Origin of the sequence: Algoriphagus litoralis (assembly GCF_003259255.1) — a bacterium.
GTDB lineage: Bacteria > Bacteroidota > Bacteroidia > Cytophagales > Cyclobacteriaceae > Algoriphagus > Algoriphagus litoralis.
The window spans coordinates 144,037-169,698 of sequence record NZ_QGOL01000003.1; the positions used below are offsets into that span (position 1 = coordinate 144,037).

Sequence of the window (25,662 nt, forward strand, 5' to 3'; positions counted from 1 at the left end):
GGCCTTTCGCCTCAATTGGCTTAGTTTCGTAGCTTTCCTTGAAGACTATGGCTGCAAAAGATTCTGAAAAAAGACAATGGACTGATCCTAAGGATTATGGACTTCCCTTTGTGGAAATCGCCCCGCTGCGTGCCAAGTCAATTGCGAAACCAAAAGTAACAGAACAAGCGCCTGATCCTGCTGAAAAAGAACCGATATCCACTGCTGCAAGTTCTGAAGTTGTTGAGGCAAAACCCGACGTGAAGCAGGATGCTCCATCGACCCAGACTGAGAAAAAATCAGAACTTACCAAATCTCCAAGTCTTACAAAAAAAGAGAAAAAAGCCTCACCGGCTTGGGTTTGGATGGTAGTAGTTTTAGCTGTTGCATTGGTCTCGTTTATCATTTGGCAGCTGCAAACGCAGAATGGAACAAAACTCGAACCTTCTCAGGCAGGACTAGCAGAAAAAACTCCCGCAGAAGAGCCAGTTTCAAGTGCCAAAGAACTAGAAGAATCTACACCAAGTGATCAAAATCAACCTGCTGTAAATCAGGATTCTATACCTGTTGTTGCTAATTCAAATCCTAATATTTCCAAACCTGCTGAAACTGGTACAACTATTGCCAATACTGCTTCAGGGAATTTGATCCGAATAGAATCTAAAGCTGAGCGCCCACAGTATTTTATTATCGTGGGAAGCTTGCCAAATGAAGCCTTAGCAATACAAGAAGCCAATCAATATTTCAACAGATCGGCAGAGCTTTTTCTGATAAGTCCCGAGGAGGGCAGTCGGAATTATCGCATTGCATTGTCCAAGTTTGGAAGCTTCAGACTGGCAGCGGAGGAACTCGAACGAATCAAATCCCAATACACCGAAGAATTGTGGATTTTGAAATATTAATATGTTGCTCCAAACCCTCTCGACAGACAGTTTAACTTCTATGGACAGCCTGGCATCAGCCGCAGGCGCCGAAAACATTGGTCTTTTGGACCTCCTGATCAAAGGAGGCTACATGATGATTCCGCTGTACATTCTACTTGTATTGGCGATTTTCATTTTCTTCGAAAAACTCATAACGCTCAACAAGGCTTCCAAAACCTCCGGCCACCTCATGGACCAAGTGAAGATTTTGGTCCAGAGCGGTCAAATTGAGAAAGCAAAAATGCTCTGCGCCGGTGAAAATACTCCCGTAGCAAACATGATAGCAAAAGGGATAGAACGAATCGGCTCACCACTTAAAAACATCGAGGTCTCGATCGAAAATGTGGGCAAAATCGAGATTTACAAACTCGAAAAGAATCTCGGCCTACTGGCTACAGTTTCAGGTGCGGCACCGATGATCGGTTTCTTAGGAACTGTGACAGGAATGATTCAAGCCTTCATTGCCATAGCGCAGGAAGAGGGGATGGTTTCTCCAAAGCTCCTTTCTATGGGGATTTATGAAGCCATGATCACCACTGCTGCTGGTTTGGTGGTAGGTATTATTGCTTATTTGGGATATAACTATCTCGTAACACAGGTTTCCAAATTGGTGCACAACATGGAATACACTTCGGTGGAGTTTATTGACCTACTTCAGGATAAATAATCATGGGACTTCAGTCAAAAAACAAAGTAGATCCGGCATTCAGCATGTCATCCATGACAGACATTATTTTTCTGTTGTTGATCTTCTTCATGCTGACTTCATCCTTCATTACCCCATCCGGATTGCCGGTTAATTTACCTTCAAGTGAGACTTCTGATATTGTTTTGCAGGAGGTTACTGTGACGGTGACGAAGGATTTGAAATACTCTGTCAACGACAGAATTGTAGGTCGGGATCAGATAAAAGCTGAGTTGACTTCCTTACTTGAGGGAAAAAAAGGCCAGGTAGTTTTGCACATTGACAAGGAAGTGCCCGTTGAATACTTAGTAGAGATCGGAGGAATAGCCGCTGGATTGGAAGCGAACGTCTCCATTGCAACTAAACCGTATTAATCATGCAGACTTGGAACACAGACGAGGTCGAAAAGGACAGTAAAAAGAAATCAGCCATCATCACGATAGTGCTGAATATCCTTTTGCTTCTGGCGTTCTATTTTATTGTGGTTTGGAAGCAGCCCATTCCACCTTTGCCTACTTTTGGTTTAGAGCTGAACCTGGGTTTCACAGAGACTGGGTCCGGCGAGCGAAATAGTCCAAATGCACCTTCAGAAGTGCAAACCAATGTGACAGAAGCAGCAGCACCGGGGGAGATTTCCCCAGCTGTCACCAAGCCTGCGACTCCAGCTCCAAGTCCGAAAACAGAAACTGCAAAACCAAAAGTTGCTTCAAAGCCAGCCGCCAATCAGGCAGTTACCACAAAACCTTCTCCCATCAAAGGAGAGGAAAAAGCTGCTGTGGAAACGAAAAAACCTCAGCCAACAAAGGTGGAACCTACCAAAACCGTCACAACCCCAGCAGAATCCAAAGCAGAGGAGACTACGCAAAAAGCACCCGAGAAGCCAAAAATCGATCAACGCGCTGTCATGGGTGCAGGTGGAACTTCCGGCAAAGGTACACAACCTGCTTCTGGTGGAGCACAAGGAAGCTCCAATGCCAAAGGTGACGAAGGAAAACCAACTGGGACGGTAGACGGGCGTGCAGTAATGGGCGCAGGTTCAGGTAAAGGAACAAATTCTGGAGCAGGATATAGCTTGGATCTTGCCGGGTGGGATTTTGCATCCAGACCAAATATCAATGACAAAGTCTCTACCCGAAACGGGAGGATAGTTTTTAAGATTACGGTGGATGATTCAGGCAGAATCGTTCAAGCAGTTCCTTTGGAATACAACGTCTCCAATGACGTATTGGCTTACTATCGCCAAGTTGTCAATCAGATCAATTTCAAAAAACAAGGTGGAGCTGCAGCTGATTTTTCATCAGGAAAAATCACATTTATCATCAAGGTGGATTAAAAGATGAATTACCAGGAGACGCTGGACTATCTTTTCAATTCCTTACCCATGTTTCAGCGGGTAGGTGCGAGCGCCTTTCGTAAGGATCTCTCCAATACCCTAGCTCTGTGTGCCAGACTGGGTAATCCTGAGCGCAAATTCAAATCAATCCATGTAGCGGGCACGAATGGTAAGGGAAGCACATCCCACAGCCTGGCGGCGATTTTTCAATCTGCTGGATACAAGACAGGGCTCTATACTTCACCACATCTCAAGTCGTTCACCGAGCGAATTCGGATTGATGGGATAGAGATGACTGAAAAGGCAGTAGTTCAATTTGTTGCTGAGAATAAAGGCTTTCTGGATGAGCTAAAGCCAAGTTTTTTTGAGATGACTGTGGGTATGGCGTTCTGGTATTTTGCCCAGCAGCAGGTGGACGTTGCGATCATTGAAGTAGGAATGGGTGGGAGGCTGGACAGCACCAATGTCATTATTCCAGAGCTGAGTGTGATCACCAATATCGGTTATGACCACATGCAGTTTTTGGGTGAAACTTTACCCGAAATTGCCGGGGAAAAAGCCGGTATTATTAAAGCTGGCATTCCAGTGGTGATCAGTCAGAAACAACCTGAAACCACGGCTGTTTTTCTCCAAAAAGCCTCAGAAATGAATGCGCCTATTGTTTTTGCAGAAGAGATTTTTTCTTTGAAAAAACTTGGAGAAACGAAAAAAGGTGCTGCGATTTTCGCCGAATTTGAGGTTAACGAGACTGAAAACTCTAAAATTATCAGCTTTGGATTGATCGGAAATTATCAGCGCTATAATCTTCCCGGAATCTTTGAGTCAGTGAATCAAATGCGGAAAAAAGGGTGGAAAATTCCCGATCAAGCCGTCAGAAAAGGTCTGGAAGAAGTTACCTCTTTGACTGGTTTAAAAGGTCGCTGGCAGGTATTGGGACAAAATCCAACCGTGATTGCAGATACAGGACACAATGAGCCGGGTATTCGGGAGATTTTGGCGCAGCTCAAAACGTACACTTACCAGTCGCTTTGGATGGTCATTGGTATGGTCCAAGACAAGGACATTTCCAAAATTCTTGCGCTCCTCCCAAAAGACGCTCATTATGTTTTTTGTCAAGCGGATTTACCCAGAGCTTTACCTGCAGATCAGTTGGCAGAAAAGGCAGCCAACCAAGGACTTAAAGGTGAAATAATCCCAAAGGTCAATGACGCATTAAACTTTGCCCGAAAAAATGCCAAAGGAGATGACTTGATATTTGTGGGAGGCAGTACTTTTGTGGTCGCAGAAATCGACGAGCTTTAAATGAGTAGAAAAAAAATGGTTCGCTTCGCAGCAAACGAAGAGAATCCCAATGTAATCCAGGCTGGAAAACCAATTTTTGAAGAAATCAAAGGCAACTGGCACGAGAAGCAGTTCCAAAATCAAAATCCAATAGTCGTAGAATTGGCCTGTGGCCGTGGAGAATTCACCGTTGGTCTAGGGCGAGAATATCGTGACCAAAACTTCATCGGAGTGGACATCAAAGGAAGTAGAATCTGGAAAGGAAGCTCCACAGCAACTGCTGAAGGGATTACCAATGTGGCTTTCCTGCGTACGCAAATCCAAAATTTGGAGCAGTTTTTTGCCGAAGGCGAGATTTCAGAGCTTTGGATCACGTTTCCTGATCCGTTCCCGAGGGATGGAGATGAGAAGCGTAGACTTACCTCACCGCGTTTTCTGGATATGTACAAGCCCTTGCTGAAGGCTAACGGTCTTGTGCACTTTAAGACAGATAATACCGGACTATTTGACTACACCTTGGAATTGGTTAAGTCCCGTGAGGATATCAATGTGCTCGCTTACACATTTGATTTCTATCAAAGTGAGATGAAGGACGACCACCACGGTATTAAGACGAAGTATGAAAAGCTGTTCTCAGATAAGGGTGAGAAAATCAAATACCTGAAGTTTCGATTTAAGGCTGAATAGGTCCAAGTTCGATTTTCTCTAGGTAGAATGCTTTCAAGACTTTCTCCCGTAGCAGCTCAGCATCTATAGGCTTGGTCATGTAATCATCCATCCCCACGTTATTTGCCCGGATTTTGCTTTTTTCAGTAGTATCAGCAGTGACTGCGATAATCGGAATATTGCTGTGTTGAGCTCCGGCCTGGCCCATGCGGATAGCTGATGTTGCTTCATATCCATCCATTTCGGGCATTTGAAGATCCATGAGGATCAAATCAAATGTTTGGGTATTCATTTTATCCAGCGCTTCTAGACCATGACCTGCAAAGTCATAGGTAATACCTTTCCACTTACGTAGAATGGATTTCAAGACAAGTTGATTGACAGGATTGTCTTCCACTACCAAAATGGATTTACCGGTCAAAAGCGCTTCGGAGTCCTTTTTGATCAGATCAAAGGTTTCTTCTTGCGCTTTGATAAAGGGGAGTTTTACTTCTATCGAAGTTCCTTGGCCAAGTTGGCTTTCTACAGCTATGCTTCCGCCATAGAGATCCGTCAGGGACTTTACGATGCAGAGCCCAAGCCCAAATCCACCAAATTTCCGTTTGTCATCTATTCGTTCCTGAATGAAGGATTCGAAAATGCGTTCCAGTTTTTTAGGATTGATGCCAACACCCGTATCTGTGATCAAAAAGGTGATCACCTGTTTTTCCCCTTCATCCTGGACCCCGGTGACCTTGAGTTTTACTTTTCCCGCAGGGGTGAATTTAATGGCATTGTCCAAAATGTTATTCATGATCTGTCCAAAGCGTATGGAGTCCCCTATGAGGCGCTTGGGTAGTTCAATTTCCTCTTCGTAAGAGAACAAAAGGCCCTTGTCTCTGGCTTTTTGATAGGCTAATGCCTTGATTTCTGTCAGGGTTTTTTGAGGATCAAAAGGCTTTCTCTCCAAATTCAATTCACCTTTCTCGATTTTGGAATAATCCAGGATATCATCAATCGAAGAGAGGAGGGATACAGAGGAATACTTGATCACCTCGAGATTTTCCTTGATTTTTTCGTCTGAAATTTCCGCCATGATGGATTGAGAAAGTCCCAAGATGGCGTTCAGGGGAGTTCGGAGTTCGTGACTCATGTTCGAAAGAAAAAAAGACTTGATTTCATTGCTTTCTTCAGATCGCTGCAAAGCAAGATTTTGAGCCTTTTCTTTTTCATTCCTTAAGTTCCGAATTCGGTTTGCCATGGACAGGGAAAGGAAAATTATCTCTAGACCTGTCCCCAATTTGGATGCATTTTCAGTGATAAAAGAGTTCTCGATTAAGGAGAAATTGTTCAAAATAAAAGTGATAAATCCTATGGTGAGTGAGGTGATGCCCAGCGCGAAGAATGGGTCAACAGGTTTTCCTTTGACATAACTCATTAGGATCGAGATAATGATGAAAATCACTCCCAAAAATCCCAATCCATTCACCAAGGGGTAATAAAATGGGCGACCCTCATCGACCAATACTATCCCCAGTAGTAGGACCAAAAGACTGATATTGATACCGATGAAAGCTAAGTCTAGACCTTTAGAAAAGCTCCGGACTTTAATAAAGACCTGATTGTACCGGTTAAGCAAAATCGCAGAGACTGTAGCAAAAATCAATAAACTTCGGTCAGCAAACCAACCCGGCGTCTTCAAGATGTATTGGTAAAAATAGCCATCCAAAGACGAATGCAACAGCCCAATTGAAATCACATACGCGACATAGAGTAGGAAACTTTTCTCCTTGATCCCAAAAAGGAAGAAGAGATAAGTGATCCCTGCCAACAATAAAATGCCGTAGAAAACCCCAAAGACCAGCTGGTCTTGAAATGTCGACTCGACCAAAGATGTGCTGTCATGAATAGCAAGTGGCAAGTTGATAACTTCGCCGTCACTTTTGAGATGAAGATAAAATAAGCTTGAGGAATTGGGAGGCAGGGAAATCGGGTAGAGTAAGTCTCGATGTGCGATTTTTCTGGAATGAAAAGGATAAGTATCACCATTTCTTGTGATGGCCACTACCTGCCCGGCATGCACTTCATAGAGATCCGCCATATCGGTGATCGGTCTGGCAGTTTTTAGAAAAAATGTTTTATTGACAGCCGATTCATTGCTTAATGTGAACCTTACCCAGTAGTGGTGATCAGTAAATCCCAGGTTGGTGTTTTCATTTTCAAGCTTTGTAAATTGATAGGAATTTGGGTTAGCAAGGATTTGCTCCAGCTCGACATCTTCTCTGTTCATATCCAGAATTTCTGCCTGAGCATGTATCGAAAAAGGGTAGGTGAGGATGGCGTTTACCTCAATTTTTTGTCCAAAAACAAGGATTGAATTGACTAAAAAGAGTAGTGTCAGTAGCGGCTTTCCCATAGGATGAAAGTTAGATCATCCCCAATTACGGTGAAAGGCCCTTTTTTGGATTTACAAGACGAAATCCTGCTCTTTGTATTTTGGATGAGGATAGGTGTAGAATCCTTCCCCTGTTTTTTCACCCAGTTTACCCTGATCAATGTATGTTTTCAGCAATGCTGCAAACGCCACTGAAGCGCGATCCGGCATTTTGTGGGTGACATGCCAGGCAGTGTCCAAGCCAATGGAATCAAGGATGCCAAAAGGCCCCATCGGCATGTGAAAATTGACCATCCAAGATCGGTCGATATCTTCAATAGAGGCAACCTCTCCGGTGAGTAGTTTGCCGGCTGCTCCAAGCAGGGCCATCAGCATGGTATTAAATATATACCCCGGGTTTTCCTTTTTTACTAGGACAGGTACTTGATTCAGCTTTCTCCCCAAGTCTTCCAAAATAGGTATCAGTGCCATGTCTGTGCTTGGGTGCGGCATGATATCCACGACTCGCGAATAGAATACATCGTGAAAATGAAAGGCACAAAACCGATTGGGCCGTCCTGAATCCTCTGCAAACATGGACGCGAGCATGTAAGATGTATTGGTGGTGAAAATGGTCTTTTCAGGCGCGATTGCGCCAAATTGCTTCCAGACTTTTTTCTTTATTTCCGGTTCCTCAGTCACGCTTTCGTTGATAAAATCTGCGTTTTCGACTGCCACCAGAGGATCGAGGGTGAATATGATTCGGGCTAAGATTTCTTGATCAGCACCTTCCGGAATCTGATTGGCTTTGAACAAATGCCTCAGGATCTTCTGCATTGTTTGCAAGGAAAAGTCCAGCGATTTTTGTTCAATATCATAGACGGTGACTTGAAAGCCAGAGATCGCCGATTGCAATGCAACTCTTGAACCTAAAGTACCCGCACCCAGGATGCAAATGGTTTTGATTGTCATTTCAGTTAGATTTTTTCTTGAAGAATACTTTTCTCAGCCATTTTGCCTGCTGCATCTACTACATGGATCAAATTTGCAAATCGAGGATCGTTGGCAATTCCCTGAATGTATCGCTTGTAAATCTGCTGGGCAATGACTCCGACTTTGAATAGACCAAAAACATAGTAAAACAGGATATTGGCTAGATCAAACGGAGTTCGGAGGTCATAATACTGGATGACTTCTGCTCGGGTCATATTTCCCGGAAGGTGACTCATGTTGAAGAGCTTGAGAATATCCGGATCATCCGCTTGCGCCCAGTAGGCCAGTGTCGTCCCCAAGTCCATCAAGGGATCGCCTACGGTAGCCATTTCCCAATCCAGCACTGATTTGATTTCAGATCGATTTATTTTTTCCAATACGAGATTATCATACTTATAGTCGTTGTGAATGAATCCCACATTTTCCCTGCTGGGAATGTTAGCTTTTAGCCAGTCCGAAACTTTTTCCATTTCAGGAAGCTCATTGGTCTTTGACTTATAATAGCGATCTGTCCAACCTATGACCTGCCGCTCCACATAGCCTTCAGGTTTGCCTAGATTGATCAAGCCTGAGGTTTTCAGTTCGAGGAGATGGAGTTCGATCAAACTGTCTATGGCGTTCTGTGAGAGCTTTTGAAATTCATCCGCCGTCAAAATGACATCCTTATTGATCTTGTTTCCTAAGACAATTCCATCGATCCACTCCATGACTAAAAGAGGCGAACCGTTGATATCTTCATCCTCGTAGAGCACGATGGGTTTTGGGGATTTTTTATATCCTGCTTTTTGAAGCGCTTCCAAGACTTGACTTTCTCGAAACATGTCGTGCGCCTTGCTGATTTTGTCCCCAAACGGAGCTCTTCGCATCGCAAATTTCCCCAATGGGGTTTGGACCAAAAATGTCAAATTGGAATACCCACCTGCGATCTGAGTGATTTCAATTTTTTCAGGATCCCAATACAGCGTCTCTGCGAGGTATTTTTTTAATTTGTAAAAATTAAGCGGATTGTCCATTTGACTGATAATTTTTCAGAATACTTCTTGCCAAAGCAGATTTGTGTACCTCATCCGGTCCATCATAAATCCTTGCCCCACGCTCATGCCTATACCAAAATGAAAGAAGAGTGTCGTCTGTAATTCCTAAGGCACCATGGACTTGAATCGCCCGATCAATAACCTTCAACAGCACATCCGCTACAAAAAACTTAATCGTAGATATATCCTCTCGAACAGCTTTTGCACCCAATTCCTGCATTTTTCTGGCAGTATCGAGTACCATCAGGCGACTGGCTTTGATTTCAGCCCGGCTTTCGGCGATCCAGTTTTGGATGGTTTGCTTCTCAGCCAAGGGCTTTCCTGGATCCAATTCTCTCGATACCGCACGTCTGCACATCAGGTCAAAAACGCGCTCACATATCCCGATCCACCGCATGCAGTGATGGATTCGTCCGGGTCCGAGTCTTTCCTGCGCCAGTGCAAATCCTTGTCCCTCTGTTCCGATCAGATTGGAGACGGGGACAAGACAATCCTCGAATCTGACTTCTGCATGAGAAAGGTAATCTTCACCTGCTTCGCCCATGATGGGGATATTTCGGATAAAGCGAAATCCCGGATTATCAAGCGGCACGATAATCATACTTGCTCGCTGATAGGGTGAAGCTGCTTCCGGATTGGTCACTGCCATCACGATGGTAAAGCTTGCTCCGTCAGCCGCTGTAGTAAACCATTTGTGTCCATTGATTCGGTAATGATCTCCCTCGCGAAGCGCTACAGTACTCATCGTGATCGGGTTGCTACCTGCATGCTCAGGTTCGGTCATGGCAAAACAACTCCGGATTTTTCCTTCCTGCAGTGGCTTGAGCCAGTTTTCTTTTTGCTCTGCTGTGCCAAATAGATGAAGCAACTCCATGTTTCCAATGTCCGGAGCATTGCAGTTGAATACATAGTGGCCAATGGGGCTTTGTCCCAAAATCTCTGAAACCTGAGCAAACTCCACGAGATTCAGACCTACACCTCCCTCTTCCTTTGAGAGATGCGGTGCAAAAAGTCCAAGAGTTTTAGCCTTTTCCCTAAGAGATTCCAGTTTGGGAAGGTAGGTGCGAAATGGCCCTGTCACTACTGCCAAGTCTATAGGAAAAAGCTCTGTTTTTACGAATTTCTGATAGTTATCTAGAAGGGCCGATAGCGATTCTTGAGGGAAATTTTGGGTAGAATGCATGAAAATGGATTAAATCGTAAAGCCACCATCTGCCGTGAATACTGCTCCGGTGGTGTAGGATGAAGCAGGTGAAGCAAGGAAGAGCGCCATGGCACCGATTTCTTCGGAGGTTCCAGCCCGCTTGATTGACAGCTGTTTCATGACCGAGTTCATGATCTTGTCATTGGTCCAGAGGGCCTCAGAAAATTTGGTCTGAATCAAGCCCGGGCAAATGACATTGACTCTGATTTTTGCCTCCCCCCATTCCTTCGCAAAAACTTTGGTCAGGGAAATAAGTGCCGCCTTAGATACCGAATAGATTCCCAGGCCTGTTTCAGGAGTCAGGCCACCAATCGAACTAATATTGATCACAGATGCTCCTGAGGATCGTCTTAGGTAAGGGAAACACAATCTGCAGAGCTCAAATGGCGCTTTGACATTGACTGCCATGATCTTATCAAATGCGTCCAGGCTTGTCTCATGTACAGGTCCGAATACAGGATTTACCGCGGCATTATTTACCAAAATGTCGATGGTGCCATATTTTTCAACAGTTTTTTCTACCAATGAAGGAAGCTCTGCCATGTTGCCGACATTGCAAGCTATCCCAGTAGCCTCGTATCCCTTGCTTTTCAGCTGATTGGCCATCTCATCCAACACATCCTGTTTTCGACTGCAGATGACAACTTTGGCACCGGCTGCAGCAAAAATTTCAGCAATTGCAAATCCGATTCCTTTGCTAGCTCCTGTGATGAGGGCGACTTTACCTTCTAGGGAAAAAACAGTGGACAAATCCATAAGTTTAGGTTTATATTGAACCTTAAGATAGGAAAATTTGCCTGAGAGAATGATTTCTTTTCAAAGGCATTATTTCACATCCATGATTTATTCACCGTCAAAATCCAAAAATGCAAGAACTACTCTTTGAACAAACCGGCCAACCACAGGAAGTACTTCAACTTGTCGATTCACCACTTCCTATTCCCAAATCTCATGAGGTATTGATCCGGATCACAGCCCGCAATATTAATCCATCAGATATCATGTTCGTCAGAGGAATGTATGGCATCGTGCCAAAGCTTCCCAGCAGTGCTGGTTTTGAGGCATGTGGCGTGGTAGAGAAAGAGGATGAATCCGGTATACTCAAAACCGGCACTCGGGTGATGTTCACGGCAATCGGTACTTGGCGAGAATACATTTGCCTACCTGCAGCATTTGTGATTCCTGTTCCCGAAGCAATGTCGGATGAAGTGGCCTGTCAGGCTTTCGTCAATCCCATGACAGCCTATGCCATGATCGAAAAGTCAGGTTTGGTGGCTGGAGAATGGCTCATGATCACCGCTGGAGCTTCTGCATTTGGAAAATTTGCCATTCAGATGGCCAAAGCTAAAGGGATAAAAGTGGCTGCTACAGTCCGGCATGATACTCAAAAAGAAGTTTTGGAAGTTTTGGGCGCAGATTTGGTAGTCAATACCGAAACTGAGAAACTCCAAAAAGTCATTCCGGAAAAAACCGAAGGTGGTGTCCATGTCGTTTTTGATGCCGTAGGAGGGATGCTTGGAGCTAAAGCGCTTTCATGTCTTCGATCCAAAGGAAAAATGATGGTTTTTGGTGCACTAGCATTGGATAACATGCCGATCAATAGTGGGTTGTTGATCTTTAAAGACCTGAAAATAGCTGGTTTTTGGCTTTCCACCTGGATGGATGAGATGAACGAAACTGACAGATCCAAGGCGTTTAAAACTGTGTTTGGATTTTTGATGCAGGAAAATTCCAAAACCGACATTGCTGGAAAATTTCCTTTGAAGGATTTCAAAGCAGCATTGGAAGCCTATGCACAGCCCGGCCGAAATGGCAAAATCCTACTTGTTAGTTAATTTCTCTGATATTTTTCGGGGAAAAAAAGAAGTATTGGTCATCTTTGCATTCACAACCAAAATGGATTATTCAATGAATTGGGATCAGCTGGACAAGCAACTCACCGAAATAGTACAAAAAAGAAATCAACTCAGTCAGATGGATTACAGCGACGAAAGCTATGATGATCTGGAGGAAGAACTTCACGATTTGGAAGATGATTTTAATGAAGCTTATGAGGAAGTACTTGAGCCTCAGTTGGAAAAAATATACTCCAAGCTGAAATCAGACACCGATATTTTACTGCCATCCGCATATCTGGCTAACGCCTACAAGGAAATGCTGCCAGATGCAAACGGGATCGTGACGTATGAAGTAGCGGGAAAAGTAGGAGTGCCTATCGAGTCAGATCAATTTGAAAAACTCGATGTTCGCATTGTCTTGATTCCCAATCCTGCCAGATTTGTCCTAGTCATGAATGGCAAGCAGATGAAAGATCTGTGGAGAAGTAGGTAATAGTTTCCATGAAGTATCTGGAAGCAAAAAAGGCTAGTCCAAAAACGGACTAGCCTTTTTTGGTATTATTTTCCAGTTTGTTTGTCCCTGACCCAATTCTTTATTTCCAAAAGTATTTTATCCAAGTCAGCTCTGGAATAGTACTTGCCTTCTACGATGACAGCCTGAATAGAAAGTGTATTTTCGATTTTTTCCAAAGGATTAGAATTCAATAAGACTAAGCTGGCCTTTTTTCCGGAATCAATCGAGCCGTATTTATCTTCCAATCCAAAGTAGGCTGGACCATTGATCATGGAGGCCTGAAGGGCTTCAAGGGGAGTCAATCCATACTTGACCATCAATGCCAATTCCCTATGAATGGCTAATCCCGGATAATCATAAGTATTAAGATAACCGGCATCTGTTCCAGCCATGATTTTCATCCCGGCTTTCTGAGCCATTGGCAGCAATCTAGCAGAGGCTTCAAAAATCAATTTTCGCATTTTTCTACTCGCTGAATCTTCCAACGCGTATCTATCGATTCTCCACTGGTAGCTTTCTTTTAGCTTAGGTCCAAGGTAATCCTGAATCGTATCACCTGAAAAATCCAAAGAATCCAAGTATGCGATGTTGTAGCTGATCAACAGGGTGGGTACAATCCCGGTACCCTGAGCCGCAAATTTTTTGAAGTTAATTTCTGCTACTGAATCAGATAAAGTATTGATTTGTAATTCATTCGCTTCTTTGGACGAAAGCTTATTTGAGATTCTCCTATCCCGTATTTGCTTTACTTCCGGAGTGGCGGCACGGAGCAGGTAGCTTTGATGCTCAATTGTAGTCAGGCCAGCCTTTGAAATTTCGTCCAAGGTAATTTCCGGATGCACATGGCCAGAAACAGACCAACCACGAGCTCTGGCTTTTTGAGTGGCAGAGCGAAAAAGTTGTGCGGAAAGCGTATTATCTGTGATTTTTACAAAATCCACTTCAAGCTTTTCGAGAGAATCCAAAGCTTGGTCCAGCTCCTCTTCTGAACCAATTTCCAAATCCCCCGGCCAAACGGAATTAATTCCCTCAATTTTTGGCCCAGAGGTGAAAATCTTGGGACCGATTCGCTTACCAGAATTGATTTCAGCTTTCCACTGAAGGACTTCGATGGGGATATCACCGGCAGCATCTCTTACCGCAGTCACACCAAATGCGATATATAAAGGTAAAAGTTGCTCATTTTCATCGATGTATTCGGCACCACCAAAGTGGACATGATTATCCCAAAGTCCCGGCATGAGGAATTTCGATTCGGCATCAATTTCAATTTTGCCGGAATATTTTGAGCGTAAGCTGTCACCCCCCGAAAGCAAAATAGAATCTCCCTGAATCAAAACTACCTGATCGGGATAAATCTGGCCCGATTTCAAGTCGATCACAGAAACTTGGTGAAGTAAAATACTCACTTCGGTTTTTGGCTTGCAGGCCAAAAACAGGATGAGAATTAGGAGGGGGAAAGTTGATTTTCGCATTAGAATAAGCTTGTCTGAACAATAGCCGGACGACTGGCCTGAATGGTTCCACGAAGCATATCCTGCATCAGTTTGATGTATCCAAGCTTCCAAGCCTCGGCACTGACTTTGGTTTCTTTTCCTTCAAAACCTACAGGGCCGCTCATTTTTTCAAAACCAATAATCATGCTCCAGACCGCGTAGAAGGTGATTTCTGGCTGAAGTTCAGGTCTTATGCTTCCATCTTTGATTCCCAGGGAAACCATCTGAATTCCGAGTTTTACCGGTTCGTGGTGGATTTCCAGCAACTTGTGAAAATGGATTGAATCCAAGATCAAGGGGTCAATTTCTCTCCTTGTCGCAGAATCATTGTACTTTTTGAGAACATCCAAAAAGTTGATGACCGCATAGTAGTACATCGGCTGTTCTTTGGAGAAAGTTATGATCTTTTCCATCAGATCGGTGAGCATTTCCAGCCCGTTTTTCCCTTTGGATCTGAGAACCTCTCTGAATTCTTCCTTAAACTGGTCGAAGGCCTTTTTGGTCAATGCCATAAAAAGATCCTCTTTGTTTTTGTAATAAAAATAAGTGAGACCTTTACTGATTCCCACGCGTTTGGCCACATCTTCCATGCGTGTGGCATTATATCCTTTGGTGGTAAAAAGTGCTACTGCTGAGTCTAGAATTAGTTTTTCTTTATTTTTTTCCCCTGCCATATAATTGAAATCAAGATTTAAAAGTCAACCACAAAGATATTAAATCAGGGTCAAAAGAGCAGGTAAAATCTAAGCCGCAAAGGAATAAAAAAAGCCTCAAAAATTATTTTGAGGCCTTTTCGATTGGTGGTCAAGTGATTATTTCTTCTTGTTAGAGTATTTCCTTTTGGACACAAGGTAACTTCGCATCCGTTTCGGAATGCATCGATCTTGAGCTTTAGGTTATGCTTGATTTTACTTCAAGGATGTAATAGTTTTTCTTCCCTTTTTGGATCAGGAGGTATTTGCCCTGGAGCAAATTGAACTTGAGAGCGGCATTCGGATCGCTGAGTTTTTCCTTATTGATACTCACGCCACCACCTTGGATCATTTTGCGGGCTTCGCCTTTGGAAGGGAAAATCTGAGCCTGAGTCTTTTCGCCAAACAGATCCAGAACGTTTTCTAAGGACTCATAGTCAGTTTGGCTGAGCTGTACTTGAGGTACACCTTCAAAGACTGCCAGGAAGGTTCGTTCATCCAATGATGCCAGATCTTCTGTCGAGGATTTGCCAAACAGAATCTCCGAGGCTTTTACAGCCATTTCATAGTCTGCCTCACTGTGTACCATTGTGGTGACTTGCTTCGCAATTTCTTTCTGAATCAATCTCAAATGAGGCGCTTGGGAATGTTCATTTTCCAAACTTTCGATCGTTTGTTGATCCAAAACAGTGAAAATGCGAATGTATTTGGACGCATCCTCATCGGACACATTCAGCCAAAACTGGTAGAATGCATACGGAGAAGTCTTCTCCGGATCCAACCAGACCGAACCACCCTCGGTTTTGCCAAACTTGGTTCCGTCAGCTTTGGTGATCAATGGAACTGTCAGTGCATAGGCACTTCCTCCTCCCATTCTTCGGATCAGTTCGGTACCGGTGACGATGTTTCCCCACTGATCCGAACCTCCGAGCTGGATGGAGCAATTTTTGTTTTTCCAAAGGTGAAAGAAATCGTATCCCTGAATTAGCTGATACGTGAATTCGGTAAATGAAAGGCCATTTCCTTCCTCCAAACGTCGTTTTACGCTATCTTTGGACATCATGTAATTCACTGTAATGTGCTTGCCTACATCCCGGATAAAGTCCAAAAAGGAAAACTCTGACATCCAATCATAATTGTTGACGAGTTCGGCTTTGTTGGCAGTTCCGCCGGTGAAATCCAGGAATTTAGACAATTGGCTTTGGATGCAGTCCACGTTGTGATCCAAGGTAGCTTTGTCCAGCAGATTTCGCTCAGCTGACTTGAAAGACGGATCACCGATCATACCGGTGGCACCCCCTACAAGCGCGAAAGGTTTGTGTCCGGCACGCTGAAAATGCAATAAGGTCATCACACCGACCAAATGTCCGATATGAAGAGAATCAGCGGTAGGGTCAAAGCCCAGATAAGCAGAAGCCATTCCTTTGGTGAGATGTTCTTCGATCTCTGGAGTCATGTCCTGCAGCATGCCTCTCCACTTGAGCTCTTCTATAAATGAAGTCATTGAAAAAGGGTCTTTTTATTAGCGTGCAAATATAGGGGCTCGATGAGTAGGATAAAATTGGAATTTACTTTTGGTTCTGCGAACATTTTTTTTGCAACAAGGTTGCGGCACTATTCCATTAATGGAGAATTACCACATATAAATTTTGTTTACTTTCGGCCAAATCATTTCACACCCTATGGAAAAACGACTATTCATTTTCTTGCTAAGCTTTGGACTGACTTTGAGCTCCTTTGTTTTGGCGCAAACTGCGCCCAATTGGCTTCGATATCCTGAGATTTCTCCCGATGGAAACCAGATCGCATTCACCTACAAGGGAGATTTATATCTTGTCCCAAGCTCAGGAGGAAAAGCCACACAGCTTACTTTTCACGAAGCGCATGATTTCAAGCCCGTGTGGAGTGCTGATGGAAAGCATCTGGCCTTCGCCTCCGATCGCTATGGTAATTTTGATGTTTTTATCATGAATGCCGCGGGAGGCAATGCCACCCGATTGACCTATCACAGCACGGACGAGATGCCTTTTGATTTCAGTTCTGATGATCAGAAAGTGATCTTTGGCGCGGCCCGAATGGATATTGCAGCACATCGTCAGTTTCCAACTGGATCTCAACCTGAACTTTACCAAGTGTCAAAATCAGGTGGAAGGATTGATCAGATCTGGACGATTCCGGCAGAATATGTGCAGACCAGCAAGGATGGATCAAAAATGATCTACCACGACAAAAAAGGAGGTGAAAATGAATGGAGAAAACACCACCAGTCCGGTATAGCGCGAGACATTTGGATGTATGATGCTGCTAAAAATGAACACACCATGCTTACCAAATTTTATGGCGAAGATCGAAATCCGGTTTTTTCTCCAGATGAGACCGAGATTTTTTACTTGAGCGAAGCCAACGGAAGCTACAATATCTACAGCATGCCCGTGGCAAATCCAGTCCAAACTACAGCATTGACCACATTCTCGGGTTTTCCAGTGCGTTTTCTTTCCATTTCGGATAATGGGCTGATGAGCTTCAGTTTTGATGGAGAACTGTATACGCTGAAAAAAGGAGAGCAGCCCAAAAAACTGGAAGTCTCGATCGCCACGCAATCCATTTCCAATCCTGACAATTTCATTTCAATAAATGGAGGAGTACAGGAAATGTCACTTTCTCCTGACGGAAAAGAAATCGCATTCATCGCCAGAGGAGAGGTTTTTGTGACCTCGGTGGACGGATCTCTGACCAAAAGAATCACCAATACTCCAGAACAAGAGCGTTTTGTGGAGTTTGCTCCAGATGGCAAGTCTGTCGTCTATTCTTCCGAAAGAAACGGAAAGTGGCAGATCTTCAAAAGTTCCAAGGTTCGTGCTGAAGAGCCATTTTTCTTTGCAGCTACATTAATCAAAGAAGAATCACTGATCACACTTGAGAGCGACGCCTATCTTCCTAAATTTTCTCCTGACGGAAAAAAACTGGCCTATGTGGAGGGTCGGAGAAGTCTGAAAGTATTGGACCTGGCTTCGAAATCTACTGTGACGCTGATGGGACCGGATTTGCTCTTTCACATGCGGGATGGAGACCAATATTACACCTGGAGCCCGGATAGCAAGTGGCTCCTAGCCACCTACCGACCCACTATGACCAATTCAGAAGTGGTGCTTTTGGATGCTTCAGGCAAGGAAGCTATGCGCAAGCTTACCCAAAGCGGCTATGCAGACAACACACCGAAGTGGGTCAATGAGGGTAAGCAAATGATTTGGTTTACCAATCGGGACGGTTTAAGAAGCTATGCCACCAGTGGACGAAATGAAGATGACGTCTATACTTTATTTTTTGACCAGGCAGCCTGGGATAAGTTTAGACTGAGTAAAGACGAATTTGATCTTTTGAAAGAAATCGAAAAGTCAAAAAAACCTGCTGAGTCTACGGACAAATCTAAAGCGGACAAACCTGAATCAAAGGAGGCAAAGCCGATCGAATTCACCTGGGATGGCTTTGAGGACCGTAAGGCAAGGCTGACGATTCATTCGTCTATCATGGGCGATGCAGTGCTATCCAAAGATGGCGAGAAGCTCTTTTACTTGGCGAGATTTGAGAAAGGGATGAATCTCTGGAGCACGAATCTACGAACCAAAGATACCAAACAAGAATTAGCCTTAGATGCCAGTTTTGGACAGTTGGTATGGGATAAGGATCAAAAGAACCTCTTTTTACTTGCATCAGGCAGTATTTCCAAAATCAATCCTGAAAGTATGAAGCGGGAAAGTATCAAGATTGCAGGAGAGATGACTTTTGACAAAACAGCGGAGACTGCTCACCTTTTTGAGCACATTTGGCTTCGTACCAAAGGAATATTCTACACGCCGGATATGCACGGAATCGACTGGAATGCCATCAAACCGGAATACCAGAAATATCTGCCACATATTGGAAACAGCTATGAATTTGCCGAAATGATCTCTGAAATGATTGGGGAATTGAACGTGTCCCATGCCGGTGCTCGCTATTCACGCTCCATTCCCATGGCTGATGCAACCAGTGCTTTGGGTATTTTCTTTGACTATTCGTATGAAGGTGACGGTGTGAAAATCACAGAGGTAATCAAAGGTGGGCCTTTGGACAAATCAGATATCGCAGTGAAATCCGGTATGATCATCGAGAAGATCGACGGAGAACTGATCACAGCCGATCTGGACTTTGCGAAGCTTTTGAATAGAAAAGCGGATAAGTTCACGCTGATCGAAGTGTTCAATCCAGCAGATCAAAGTAGGAAGCAATACACAGTGAAGCCGATTTCTCTCGGCGCTGAAAACCAATTGCTATACAAGCGTTGGGTGAAAATGAATCAAGAGGAAGTGGAGCGACTCAGCGGAGGTAAATTGGGCTATGTTCATATTCCTGGCATGAGCGATGGTCCTTACCGCAATGTCTACGAAGACATGATGGGAAAATACTTCGAAAAAGAAGGAATTGTCGTGGATACCCGGTTCAATGGTGGGGGAGATTTGGTGGCTGATCTGGCGATGTTCTTCACGGGCGAGTCGTTTTTGACCTATGCCACAGCGGACAAAGTAGTTGGAGGGGAGCCTACAGCAAGATGGACTAAACCTACTCTGGCTATGTTTAACGAAGCCAACTATTCTGACGGGCACTGTTTTGCCTGCGGGTATACCGATCTGAAAATCGGAAAAACTGTGGGAATGCCTACACCGGGGACTTGTTCCTTTGCAGGATGGGAGGGTTTGCCTGATGGGACCCGATGGGGAGCTGTCCCAATCTCTGCCAAAAACAAGGCAGGAGAATGGCTGGAGAACAATGAAACCAAACCTCAGTTTGAGGTGAAAAATATGCCGGGAAAAATTGATCAGGGCATCGATCAACAATTGGAAAAAGCAGTCGAAGAACTACTCAAAGACATCGACTAATAAAAAAGCCCGACTAGATAGTCGGGCTTTTTTCTTGATTATTTTTTACGCAATTATTGGTACTGTTTCGTGTTCAAAGATTCATCATTTTTGAAAAATGAAGAAAGTTTAGCGAATGAGCTTTCGAAATAACCTTCCAACATTCTTTTGATAATGAATGTGCGGTACTCATCTTTAGAAACGATAGGGAAGTATTCGTGGCTTTTGCCGTACGATTTGTGACTTACAAATCCTTTTCGCTCAAGGATTCTCACGATGGTTGATACTGTATTGTATGCCGGTTTTTGCTCTGGCATAGGAGTCAGGATATCTTTCACGAAGCCTCGCTCAATATCCCAGAGGATCTGCATAATCTCCTCTTCTGCTCTGGTTAATGGTTTCATAAGGTGTTAAGTTTTAATTCGATAGAAAATTATTCGTTTAGTTTCTTAATTCCAAAGAAATCCATAAAATATTTTTACTATTTAGTTGATCGAGATAATTAAAAATCTGATTTAGAGCGAGATAAAAATAAAAAAAAGACCTCTTTTGGAGGTCTTTGTCGATAATGGTTCTTTTAAATTGCCCTGAGGCGTATAATCCCTGTCGCATGCAGAAGCTTTACGATAGGGTAGGTTGGGTCAAATTCATACCATTTGACTGCAAAGTTTGGCCTGTTGGGAAGTTTATGATGATTGTTTTGGAATAACTCACCGAGCATCAAAACATCCAATAACAGGGAGTTCTTCGACTTGTCATTGTTGTCAAAGTTTGCGTAGCCATACTTATGTCCGCTCCAGTTTACAATAGCTCCATGTACAGGTCCCATCAAAAAGTGAATCGGAAGCAGAAAATACATCCACCAATGTGTGCCTGGCAATTCGAATACCGAGATGCTCAGAACATATATAGCTACATAGAGTAGAATCCACGCTACACGTACGCCCATATTATCTGCGAATCTGTCAAACTTATTCCAATCAGGAATATCTTTTGAAAAACGCTCCTCCGGCTTGAGTTTGAAGCTGAAGTAATCGTTGTAAATATTTTTGGTCTTCCACATCATGGTAAATAAGTTTTCTGTGTGATGTGGACTATGCGGATCTTTGGGCGTGTCCGAATAGGCGTGATGCATTCGATGCAAAATGGCGTAGGCTCTAGGAGAGAGGTAGGAGCTTCCTTGCCACATCCAAGTGAAGAAGTAAAAGAACTTTTCCCAATATTTGTTCATGACGAACATCTGATGGGCTGCATATCGGTGAAGGAAGAAACTTTGGCAAAACAGGGAGAAATACCAATGAAGTAGGAAGAAGATAATAATAATCACTTAGGAAACTTTATTTTAGATGTGCAAATATACGACTCAGTAAATAACAAATTGTAAGGAAATCGGACTAGCGGCGGGTTTATATCCTGATTTTTGTCAGATTTAACTTAAAATCGCTCCGAATCTTTAACTTAATAAACATGGAAAAAACCAATAAAGCCTCATCCGTTCTGACCAAAATCCTATTGGGTGGAATCTCTGTTCTGATTGCTGATTTTTTATTGAATGGCGTAAGCATAGACACTTGGTCTACTGGTTTTCTATTGGCTGCAGTGATCATATTGATCAATTTCACACTCAAGCCAATCATGATCATCCTTACCTTACCCATAACGCTGATTACCCTAGGCTTGTTTTTGCTGGTAATCAATGCGGGAGTTATTTTGATCGCAGCCTATTTCATACCTGGATTTACCGTTGACAGTTTTTGGTGGGCTTTGGGCTTTTCTCTGGTGTTGAGTTTGATCAATGGAGTTTTTGGCAATAGTCTAAATTCATAGTGCCAGGGTTTGATCATTGACTCTCCGGTAAGCTTTCAATTCGCCTGTTTTAGATTTGCAAAAAACGGTGGGACCCTGCGATTTTTTCACCTCAACGAGTAGTAGTGACTTTTCGCAAAATTCTTCTTCTTGGTTTTTATCACCTGATATCTTGATCTCATCAAGTGTCAATGAGACCCGGGGCAAACAAAATTCTTCGTTGGCAGCGTCAATCATGTACCATTCTTCGTCAACATCTATTCCGATTAGTTTCTTTTTGTCAGACATCCCGATGATGATGAATCCTCCTTCAGAATTAGCAAACGCAGATAAGGTTTTGGCAATCTTTTCTTTGGAGGTGATTTTCTGCTTAAAATCTAGTTTTGACCCCTCCTTTTGTGCTAAAAGTCCCTTGACAAATTCTTTGTCAAATTTTGCTGATTTGATTTTATTCATTTACTTTCTTATCGAATTATCATTAATGTTTTGAATTGCTAATTAATCCCCTATTTAATCTACAACTTATTTGAATTTTTGAGCTATGCCAGTTGACAACCCAGGATTTGACCCAAAAAATATTGAATCCCTTAAATCAGAACTTCAAAAGTCTGGAAAGAACTTCAAGATCATTCCCGATGAGGAGAATTCTGAGGAATTTGTAAATTTTTACTTTCTCGGAATGTTTGAGGGAAAAGAAGCCATCTATGATGCAGCCCTTTATACACTTCGCCTTCATCATGCCAGTGAGGTTTACGAATTGGCCGAACATGAGGCTGCCAAAAAGTTTCCTAATTTCAAAGGAATCACCTATGAAGAAGACGAAAACGGTAATATGAAGCCACTTTCCAGTGAAGAGGAGGAAATAGGTTGGTTTATTACCGAGATCATCATGGAGATAGAAGAGGAAGAGACGGTCAAGGTGCAGGAATTTATCGATATAGATACACACCATGATTATGGTGTCGGATTAGATGCAGCATTGAACGTTGAGGAAATTACTGAGCAGGTAATTTCTAAATTCATTCAGGAATTCAATGACGATACCATCGTGCTGGACGAGACACTGTATGCTTTTCAGACTGAGGACGATGAGTCCTGATAGCGCTGAATCTGAAAACATAGCCTATTCCGCGCTGGTTAATTAATCAGCGTTTTTTTTATGCTTAAAGTAGCCCATTCATCGTCTTATGCTCATGCTTTGCCTCCTGGCCATCGCTTTCCAATGGAAAAGTATTCGCTCCTTCCTGAGCAATTGATCTATGAAGGGACGCTGACTGAGGATCATTTCTTTATCCCAGAGCTACTGGATGAAAGATGGATTCTGAACACCCACGACTCAGCTTATTTCTATCGCCTGAAGGATCTTGAGTTGACCAGGTCAGAAATTCGGGCTACTGGTTTCCCTCTATCTCAAGAGCTGGTCGAGCGGGAAATTCAAATTGCAAGCGGGTCTGTTCAGGCGGCCGTTTTTGCATTGGACCACGGTATCGGGATGAATATAGCTGGTGGAACCCACCATGCTTTTTCGGATCGTGGAGAGGGGTTTTGTCTGCTGAATGATCTGGCCATCACTGCCAACTACCTGCTGGAAAATAATTTAGCAAAGCGGATTTTGATAGTGGATCTGGATGTTCATCAGGGAAATGGCACAGCCCAAATTTTTCAACATCGGATGGATGTATTTACCTTCAGCATGCATGGAGCCAAAAACTATCCCCACCGCAAGGAAAAGTCTCACTTGGACATTGGTCTTCCGGATGGGACTGGCGATGAAGTATATCTAAACCTGTTGGAGCAAAACCTGTTCTCCATTTTCACTACTTTTTATCCGGATTTCATCCTCTATCAATGTGGCGTAGATGTCTTGGGAACTGACCAATTGGGGAGGTTAAACATGAGTCAAATCGGAGTTAAAATGAGGGATGAATTAGTGCTTTCCAATGCGAAAAGTCGGGAAATTCCCATCATGTGCTGTATGGGTGGAGGGTACTCTAAGCAAATAAAAGTGATAATTGACGCCCATGCTCAGGTTTTTCGACTTGCACAATCACTTTATGGTTAATGACTTAACTGATTTTAACTTCCTTGATAAAGTGCAATTCTTACAAAATGAATACTTTCTATATATTTGCGCCTCGTGAACCTTAACAAATTTAAAGTGAAAAAAGGATTGAAAATCTTCGGAGTACTTGCACTGGCTTCTGTGCTATTTTATTCTTGTGATCAAAAAGCATCTACCACCTCTGAGGCGGAGACTTCAGGTGAAGGTATAGCTACCGGTGACCTCAAAGTAGCTTACGTCTATACTGATTCAGTGATCAACAAATACGATTACTTCAAAAAAATGTCAGAAGAAATCACCGCCAAAGGCCAAAGATTTGATTCTGATCTTCAGTCAAGAGCCAGAGGTTTTGAGCAGGAAGTTGCGACTTTCCAGCAAACAGGTGGCAATATGACTCCTAATCAGGCAAGAGCCAAGCAGGATGAATTGGTACAGAAAGAGCAAAATCTGATGACCTACAGAAATAACCTCATGCAGGAATTGTCTGCTGACGAGGCAAAAATGATGACTGATATTTACGAGCAGGTGCAGAGTTACATGAAAGAATATGCCGCCGAAAACGGAATTGACATCATCCTAAGCTACACCAGAGGTGGAGCCATGTGGTACGCAAGTGACGCTATGGATGTGACTGCTTCTGTGGTGGAAGGATTAAACAAGAAGTACGCCGACACCTCTACCGCTGCTCCAGCTGCCGCAGATACTACAGCAAAAAAATAACAAAAAGCTAAACTTAACTTTAGAACCCGGGCCTAGTTCGGGTTTTTTTGTGCCCAAAAAATTGGGTACTTTTGCGTCGCTATTGATAACCCATCCAGCATGTGATTTGGCGAATAATGGGTGCACATACACAATTGTAGTTCTCATACGGCACGTACGCTTGGTAAACCAAAAATGGATAGCTCAATAGCAAATGATAAACAAAAAATAAACACATGAAAATCACTGAATTTTTAAAACACAACTATCGGCACTTCAATGCTGCTGCTCTTATCGATGCTGCAGAAGGTTATAAAACTCACTTGGATAAAGGGGGTAAGATGATGGTAACACTAGCAGGAGCAATGTCTACCGCCGAGATGGGCATTTCTTTGGCCGAAATGATCCGTCAAGACAAGATTCAGATCATTTCCTGCACAGGTGCTAATCTAGAAGAAGATGTGTTTAACCTAGTGGCTCATGATTATTACGAGAGAGTACCCAATTATCGTGAGCTGACACCTGCCGATGAGCAGGCGCTGTTGGAGCGACACATGAATCGGGTAACTGATACCTGTATTCCAGAAATGGAAGCGATGCGTAGAATCGAAAACGTGATTTTGGAAGAATGGGTGAAAGCTGACCAAGCCAATGAGGCTTATTTTCCTCACGAATTTTTCTACAAAATCCTGTTATCAGGAAAATTGGACGCCTCATTCCAAATCGACCCTAAAAACAGCTGGCTCCTTGAAGCGGCTAAGAAAAACCTTCCGATGATTGTACCGGGATGGGAAGATTCCACATTAGGAAATATGTTTGCTGGTCATGTGATCTCTGGTGATGTAAAAAAAGTACATACAGTTAGGACTGGGATTGAATACATGATGTTCCTAGCTGATTGGTATACCCAGAATGCCACAGAAGAAAGCACTGTCGGATTTTTCCAGATTGGCGGGGGAATTGCAGGAGACTTCCCAATCTGTGTGGTACCGATGTTGCATCAAGACTTACAGCGGACCAATGTGCCACTTTGGGGCTACTTCTGCCAAATTTCCGATTCGACCACTTCTTATGGATCCTATTCGGGAGCAGTACCCAACGAAAAAATCACTTGGGGTAAGCTAGGTCAGGACACACCAAAATACATTGTCGAATCTGATGCAACAATTGTGGCGCCACTGATTTTCGCCATCGTGTTGGATCAATAAG

25 protein-coding genes are annotated in these 25,662 nt (G+C 43.4%); 14 read left to right on the top strand and 11 right to left on the bottom strand.

Going from position 1 to position 25,662, the window contains the following annotated elements:
* Positions 1–47: 47 nt before the first annotated feature.
* From DK188_RS03940 to trmB, 6 genes are read left to right on the top strand one after another with little or no spacing between them, the layout of a single operon-like run.
* Positions 48–881 (top strand): hypothetical protein, encoded by an 834-nt coding sequence (locus DK188_RS03940; RefSeq protein WP_111669502.1) that lies wholly within the window; start codon positions 48–50, stop codon positions 879–881.
* A 1-nt stretch (position 882) separates the two neighbouring features.
* Complete coding sequence (locus DK188_RS03945; protein ID WP_111669503.1) at positions 883–1,569, top strand: MotA/TolQ/ExbB proton channel family protein; 687 nt, start codon at positions 883–885, stop codon at positions 1,567–1,569.
* A gap of 2 nt (positions 1,570–1,571) precedes the next feature.
* The gene (locus DK188_RS03950; protein ID WP_111669504.1) at positions 1,572–1,961 is read left to right on the top strand and encodes an ExbD/TolR family protein; all 390 of its coding nucleotides are present in this window, start codon (positions 1,572–1,574) and stop codon (positions 1,959–1,961) included.
* A 2-nt stretch (positions 1,962–1,963) separates the two neighbouring features.
* Positions 1,964–2,920, top strand: a complete 957-nt coding sequence (locus DK188_RS03955; RefSeq protein WP_111669505.1) for an energy transducer TonB — start codon at positions 1,964–1,966, stop codon at positions 2,918–2,920.
* A gap of 3 nt (positions 2,921–2,923) precedes the next feature.
* Complete coding sequence (locus DK188_RS03960) at positions 2,924–4,222, top strand: bifunctional folylpolyglutamate synthase/dihydrofolate synthase (RefSeq protein ID WP_111669506.1); 1,299 nt, start codon at positions 2,924–2,926, stop codon at positions 4,220–4,222.
* On the top strand, positions 4,223–4,888 hold the full coding sequence (trmB, locus tag DK188_RS03965; RefSeq protein ID WP_111669507.1) for a tRNA (guanosine(46)-N7)-methyltransferase TrmB: 666 nt from the start codon (positions 4,223–4,225) through the stop codon (positions 4,886–4,888). It abuts the gene before it with no gap.
* Here the strand turns inward: trmB and DK188_RS03970 are convergent.
* The 5 genes from DK188_RS03970 to DK188_RS03990 are packed head-to-tail and all read right to left on the bottom strand — an operon-like array spanning position 4,875 to position 11,207.
* On the bottom strand, positions 4,875–7,262 hold the full coding sequence (locus DK188_RS03970) for a hybrid sensor histidine kinase/response regulator (protein ID WP_111669508.1): 2,388 nt from the start codon (positions 7,260–7,262) through the stop codon (positions 4,875–4,877). The two genes, trmB and DK188_RS03970, sit on opposite strands and share 14 nt — an antisense overlap.
* A gap of 51 nt (positions 7,263–7,313) precedes the next feature.
* Entirely contained in the window at positions 7,314–8,192 is an 879-nt protein-coding gene (locus tag DK188_RS03975; RefSeq protein WP_111669509.1) for a 3-hydroxyacyl-CoA dehydrogenase, read from the bottom strand.
* A gap of 5 nt (positions 8,193–8,197) precedes the next feature.
* Positions 8,198–9,226 carry a phosphotransferase family protein gene (locus tag DK188_RS03980; RefSeq protein ID WP_111669510.1) on the bottom strand — a complete coding sequence of 343 codons (1,029 nt, stop codon included), beginning with the start codon at positions 9,224–9,226 and terminating at the stop codon, positions 8,198–8,200.
* A complete protein-coding gene (locus DK188_RS03985; protein WP_111669511.1) occupies positions 9,210–10,430 on the bottom strand; it encodes an acyl-CoA dehydrogenase family protein in 1,221 nt (406 codons plus the stop codon). The genes DK188_RS03980 and DK188_RS03985 overlap by 17 nt, the downstream gene beginning before the upstream one ends.
* Before the next feature lie 9 nt (positions 10,431–10,439).
* Positions 10,440–11,207, bottom strand: coding sequence for an SDR family NAD(P)-dependent oxidoreductase (locus DK188_RS03990; protein WP_111669512.1), 768 nt, complete (start codon positions 11,205–11,207; stop codon positions 10,440–10,442).
* Between the two features lie 110 nt (positions 11,208–11,317).
* Between DK188_RS03990 and DK188_RS03995 the strand changes: the two genes are divergently transcribed.
* Complete coding sequence (locus DK188_RS03995; protein WP_111669513.1) at positions 11,318–12,286, top strand: zinc-dependent alcohol dehydrogenase family protein; 969 nt, start codon at positions 11,318–11,320, stop codon at positions 12,284–12,286.
* A gap of 73 nt (positions 12,287–12,359) precedes the next feature.
* The gene (locus tag DK188_RS04000) at positions 12,360–12,782 is read left to right on the top strand and encodes a hypothetical protein (RefSeq protein WP_111669818.1); all 423 of its coding nucleotides are present in this window, start codon (positions 12,360–12,362) and stop codon (positions 12,780–12,782) included.
* Positions 12,783–12,847: 65 nt separating this feature from the next.
* Here the strand turns inward: DK188_RS04000 and DK188_RS04005 are convergent, their stop codons facing one another.
* The 3 genes from DK188_RS04005 to tyrS all read right to left on the bottom strand — a co-directional run bounded on the left by DK188_RS04005 (position 12,848) and on the right by tyrS (position 16,495).
* Entirely contained in the window at positions 12,848–14,278 is a 1,431-nt protein-coding gene (locus tag DK188_RS04005) for an amidohydrolase family protein (RefSeq protein WP_111669514.1), read from the bottom strand.
* Entirely contained in the window at positions 14,278–14,973 is a 696-nt protein-coding gene (locus DK188_RS04010; RefSeq protein WP_111669515.1) for a TetR/AcrR family transcriptional regulator, read from the bottom strand. The genes DK188_RS04005 and DK188_RS04010 overlap by 1 nt, the downstream gene beginning before the upstream one ends.
* 217 nt (positions 14,974–15,190) lie before the next feature.
* Positions 15,191–16,495, bottom strand: coding sequence for a tyrosine--tRNA ligase (gene tyrS, locus DK188_RS04015; protein WP_111669516.1), 1,305 nt, complete (start codon positions 16,493–16,495; stop codon positions 15,191–15,193).
* 178 nt (positions 16,496–16,673) lie between these two features.
* On the opposite strand from tyrS, the gene DK188_RS04020 reads away from it, so the two are divergent.
* Positions 16,674–19,907 carry a S41 family peptidase gene (locus DK188_RS04020; protein ID WP_111669517.1) on the top strand — a complete coding sequence of 1,078 codons (3,234 nt, stop codon included), beginning with the start codon at positions 16,674–16,676 and terminating at the stop codon, positions 19,905–19,907.
* Between the two features lie 53 nt (positions 19,908–19,960).
* Here DK188_RS04020 and DK188_RS04025 read toward each other — a convergent pair whose 3' ends face one another.
* Positions 19,961–20,290 carry a BlaI/MecI/CopY family transcriptional regulator gene (locus tag DK188_RS04025; RefSeq protein ID WP_111669518.1) on the bottom strand — a complete coding sequence of 110 codons (330 nt, stop codon included), beginning with the start codon at positions 20,288–20,290 and terminating at the stop codon, positions 19,961–19,963.
* 173 nt (positions 20,291–20,463) lie between these two features.
* Complete coding sequence (locus tag DK188_RS04030; protein ID WP_111669519.1) at positions 20,464–21,213, bottom strand: acyl-CoA desaturase; 750 nt, start codon at positions 21,211–21,213, stop codon at positions 20,464–20,466.
* Positions 21,214–21,353: 140 nt separating this feature from the next.
* Here DK188_RS04030 and DK188_RS04035 point away from each other — a divergent pair, with 140 nt between their 5' ends.
* Positions 21,354–21,713, top strand: a complete 360-nt coding sequence (locus DK188_RS04035) for a phage holin family protein (RefSeq protein WP_111669520.1) — start codon at positions 21,354–21,356, stop codon at positions 21,711–21,713.
* On the opposite strand, the gene DK188_RS04040 is transcribed toward DK188_RS04035, so the two are convergent.
* Entirely contained in the window at positions 21,708–22,148 is a 441-nt protein-coding gene (locus tag DK188_RS04040) for an AlbA family DNA-binding domain-containing protein (RefSeq protein ID WP_111669521.1), read from the bottom strand. The genes DK188_RS04035 and DK188_RS04040 overlap by 6 nt on opposite strands.
* 85 nt (positions 22,149–22,233) lie before the next feature.
* On the opposite strand from DK188_RS04040, the gene DK188_RS04045 reads away from it, so the two are divergent.
* From DK188_RS04045 to DK188_RS04060, 4 genes are all read left to right on the top strand, one after another.
* Positions 22,234–22,791, top strand: a complete 558-nt coding sequence (locus DK188_RS04045) for a hypothetical protein (RefSeq protein WP_111669522.1) — start codon at positions 22,234–22,236, stop codon at positions 22,789–22,791.
* A 60-nt stretch (positions 22,792–22,851) separates the two neighbouring features.
* Positions 22,852–23,754 carry a histone deacetylase family protein gene (locus DK188_RS04050; RefSeq protein ID WP_111669523.1) on the top strand — a complete coding sequence of 301 codons (903 nt, stop codon included), beginning with the start codon at positions 22,852–22,854 and terminating at the stop codon, positions 23,752–23,754.
* A 96-nt stretch (positions 23,755–23,850) separates the two neighbouring features.
* On the top strand, positions 23,851–24,474 hold the full coding sequence (locus tag DK188_RS04055) for an OmpH family outer membrane protein (protein ID WP_232825658.1): 624 nt from the start codon (positions 23,851–23,853) through the stop codon (positions 24,472–24,474).
* 215 nt (positions 24,475–24,689) lie between these two features.
* Positions 24,690–25,661 (top strand): deoxyhypusine synthase family protein, encoded by a 972-nt coding sequence (locus DK188_RS04060; RefSeq protein WP_111669524.1) that lies wholly within the window; start codon positions 24,690–24,692, stop codon positions 25,659–25,661.
* Position 25,662 lies beyond the last annotated feature (1 nt).